This window comes from Neisseria iguanae (genome assembly GCF_003013245.1).
Lineage (GTDB): Bacteria > Pseudomonadota > Gammaproteobacteria > Burkholderiales > Neisseriaceae > Neisseria > Neisseria iguanae.
Window position 1 is genome coordinate 1 of sequence record NZ_PXYY01000148.1, and the last position, 3,249, is coordinate 3,249.

General features: G+C 47.6%; 5 protein-coding genes. All 5 read right to left on the bottom strand.

The annotated features are described in order from the left end of the window. Window positions 1–557: 557 nt before the first annotated feature. The 5 genes from C7N83_RS13450 to C7N83_RS13465 all read right to left on the bottom strand — a co-directional run bounded on the left by C7N83_RS13450 (window position 558) and on the right by C7N83_RS13465 (window position 3,074). The gene (locus tag C7N83_RS13450; RefSeq protein WP_106743239.1) at window positions 558–1,235 is read right to left on the bottom strand and encodes a DUF3108 domain-containing protein; all 678 of its coding nucleotides are present in this window, start codon (window positions 1,233–1,235) and stop codon (window positions 558–560) included. 12 nt (window positions 1,236–1,247) lie between these two features. Beyond that, on the bottom strand, window positions 1,248–1,874 hold the full coding sequence (gene purN, locus C7N83_RS13455; RefSeq protein ID WP_106743240.1) for a phosphoribosylglycinamide formyltransferase: 627 nt from the start codon (window positions 1,872–1,874) through the stop codon (window positions 1,248–1,250). Between the two features lie 248 nt (window positions 1,875–2,122). Then, window positions 2,123–2,290 (bottom strand): hypothetical protein, encoded by a 168-nt coding sequence (locus tag C7N83_RS15010; protein ID WP_170064924.1) that lies wholly within the window; start codon window positions 2,288–2,290, stop codon window positions 2,123–2,125. Window positions 2,291–2,298: 8 nt separating this feature from the next. Then, the gene (locus tag C7N83_RS13460; RefSeq protein ID WP_106743241.1) at window positions 2,299–2,508 is read right to left on the bottom strand and encodes a LysE family transporter; all 210 of its coding nucleotides are present in this window, start codon (window positions 2,506–2,508) and stop codon (window positions 2,299–2,301) included. A gap of 305 nt (window positions 2,509–2,813) precedes the next feature. After that, window positions 2,814–3,074 carry a hypothetical protein gene (locus tag C7N83_RS13465; RefSeq protein WP_106743242.1) on the bottom strand — a complete coding sequence of 87 codons (261 nt, stop codon included), beginning with the start codon at window positions 3,072–3,074 and terminating at the stop codon, window positions 2,814–2,816. Window positions 3,075–3,249 lie beyond the last annotated feature (175 nt).

Here is a 3,249-nt window from a genome sequence, read left to right on the forward strand (position 1 = left end):
CGTACCGGAACCGTACCCGGTGCTTCAAAAGTCATGCTGCAAAAGGTTATCCGGGGCCATCTCCCTATCAAAGGCGTTACCAATACCGGTGGCCGGCGTGGTTCTGGTTGATATGGGCTGTGAAAAATACTTCCGTGTCCGTCACGCAGATAACGGGTTTGCCGGAGGGGTTCGGCATATTGGGGTTATGCAAAAAAAAACAGGCCGGTTGAATTTAACGGCATATCCGGACGGACGTTTTATTGGCACCTGGAAGAAACGGGATTCCGCTTTAATCACAGACATGATAACCTGTATGTAATTTTGTTGGAAATGTCACGGAATATGCCGTTGGATTAGATTTGATTCCTGAGCCCCTTAACTTAAAAATGAACACATGGGCAAACTTTACCTTAAATTGAAACGGTTTCCTTGTTTTTTTAAGCAGGTGTCGGATTCAAGAATCCGACACCTGCATTAATCGTCATGATTCATTTAATTCAGCTATAAAAAACCGGTGCCGTCTGAAAATGTTCCGACGGCACTGGTTTTTTATGGTGGTGTTTAAACGGTTTTAATCAAGGTTTAACCGTTTTTCCGTCAATCGTCAGGCGGGTCAGGCGCAGGTTATAAGATTTGCCGTCGTCTTCCTTATAGACGATTTGTGCGGGAATATTGTTTAATTCAGTGGCAAAAGAATAGTTAATCGTGTTGTCACCACGGTGGATAACGTATTTGGTAACAGGTGTGGTGCCGCCGCTAAATTTATAGCCGGATGTTCCAGCGTTGGTCATATTGTTCACAGCATAGATTTTTTTGCCGTTCGTGACATTTAAATTATTCGGAAGTTTGGCATCGTTTGCTGCCAATTGCCAAGCCAAGGTAAACAAATCCATGGTTGTACCGGAAACGGTTTGGCTTTTTTTGTTGCCGACTTTGCCGTAAGTGATGTTGTTGCCGTTGAATTTCACATCGGTATATAGCTTACCGTTACGGGTTTCTTTGTAATACTCCGGTTGAAGGGTGTTGCCCGAAATCGTACCGGCAGATTCAAAACGAATATGGTAAAGCGGTACTTTAATCGTAGAAACGATTTTATAGCTGTTGCCGGTACGGATAAAATTCATGGTGGCCGGAATTTTCAGGTTTCCGGAATATTCCAGCGTGGCTGATTTCGGTAATTCGGCAGCCATGGCGGCAGGTAAGGCCAAGACGGCGGTAGTCAGTAAAGCGGGAATAGTATGGATTTTTTTCATAATCTCTCCGGTTTAGGCCGGTAATGCGGATGGTTGCGCCTGTGTGTCGGTATTCAATACTCGGTTGCCTTGGATGTTCAGACGGCCTGCCACAAAATCGGAAACGGCTTTGGGGAATAACTGATGCTCAACTGTTAAAACACGCGCGGCAATATCGTCGGCGGTATCGCTATCCAAAATAGGTACCACGCCTTGGGCAATAATCGGGCCGCAGTCTAATTCGGCTGTCACAAAATGAATCGTGCAGCCGGCGACACGGCATCCGGCATCCAAGGCGCGTTGATGTGTGTGCAAACCGGTAAACGCCGGCAGAATCGACGGATGGATATTCATCAAACGGCCTTCGTAATGTGCACAAAACTCAGGGCTGAGAATGCGCATAAAACCGGCCAATACCACCAAATCAGGCTGATAGGCATCGATTTTTGCCATCATGGCTTGGTCGAAAGCCAAACGTGATTCAAATGATTTGTGGCTCAGGCTGTCGGTGGCAATACCGCGTTCTGCCGCCCAAACCAAACCGGCTGCAGTTTCGCTGTTGCTCAATACCGCAGCAATGCGCGCATTGGGGATTTGGGCGTTGACGATGGCCTGCATATTGCTGCCGCAGCCTGAAATCAAAATAACAACGTTTTTCATCTCATTGACTTTCCGTATGGGTTAACTTAAAGCCAATCCGGGACGGAAACAAGCATTTTAGCCTGATTTAACCGGAATTGAGTTTAAGGTTGATATTGTAAATGATACGGGAAAGGCCGTCTGAAAAAAGTTTCAGGCGGATTGTAAGTTCAAAGAAACACATGAACAGCTTGCTACAACAGCATGAAGGCCAAATATAACATTACCAAAGCAATCATACCGTCAAGCAACTGCCAGACTTGTTCACGTCAGAACAGCAGCAGCAACAGGTGCGAGCCGAAGTCTAATCTGGCAAACCACAAACTTGATGCGTTGGCGGCATCCATCAGAAAAAATTGTTTGGCGGATTTATCCGGGTTTGCTGTATTACCGCCGACGAGTACCACGGTATCGATGTACACATGCCGATTCAACAAGATAGGTGCTAATGTGGCGAGGGCAATTTTTTAAGACGGAAAAGGAAGGAATGGTATCCACGGTAAGATAATTGCCACGCACGTTTGGTACTCATCGTGCCGTAGGCCGATAAAAATAAGCCGCCGGCCAAGGCCAGTGTGCTGGATAGTTTCGGGCTGGCCGAGAGCAATGCGTTCAAGCCGAAAACACCCAAGGTTATCAGCACCGCATCACACAGCCTGAGCCCTTTGCAAAACCTTAATCAAAATCAAAAAAGCTGACTTAGGTCATTAAGTAGGCTTTCTCATGTCCAACGCCCTACCGCCCCCGTATTCCTTGTCTTCAGGGCGTATTTTACCCTTTCAGGCCGCAGCAGGCACACGGAGTCTGCTGGCAGACTTTAGTTAGGTTGGCACAAACCGCCTTTAAACGGCTTTGCGCCATTACTGTTAGCAGCCTGAAATAAGAAGCACGGTTGGATGGAATGTACGGCGCAGCGTCCCGAAACGCTGTTCCATGACATAACGCGTTTTCGGCAACGGCTTATTTCTTATCTTCTTCGGTTAACGGACGGCCTCTGTACGTTTTACGTATCATGCCGTCTGAAAGTTTTTTGCTGTGAAGCAGCGCCCGGTCGACTTGGCCGTCATAGCCTTTATCGGTTTCGGTTAACAGGCAGCCTCTGTGTGCTTTACGCATTATGCCGTCTGAAAACCCTTTGCTGTGAGGAAACACCCGGTCGGCTTTGCCGTCATAACCTTTATCGTCGGCTTTGTCTTTACTGGGTGTGTTTTCTGAAGACACGCTGTATTAACCCTGACACCTCGGGCAATATCGCTAAACCGCAGTTCGAAGTGGTTGCACCCGTGTCCGTCTGCAGGACTGATGTGCAGTTTCCCGATATAGCCCTTAACGGCCGGTACGGCTATGCTGTTTGTAGCCGAGTTTGAACTTACCGTCCTTCTTCACCCGGCGGGCA

Coding starts and splice junctions, on each gene's coding strand:
- C7N83_RS13450 (WP_106743239.1), bottom strand. CDS start 1,235: ATGAAAAAAATCCATACTATTCCCGCTTTACTGACTACCGCCGTCTTG.
- purN (WP_106743240.1), bottom strand. CDS start 1,874: ATGAAAAACGTTGTTATTTTGATTTCAGGCTGCGGCAGCAATATGCAG.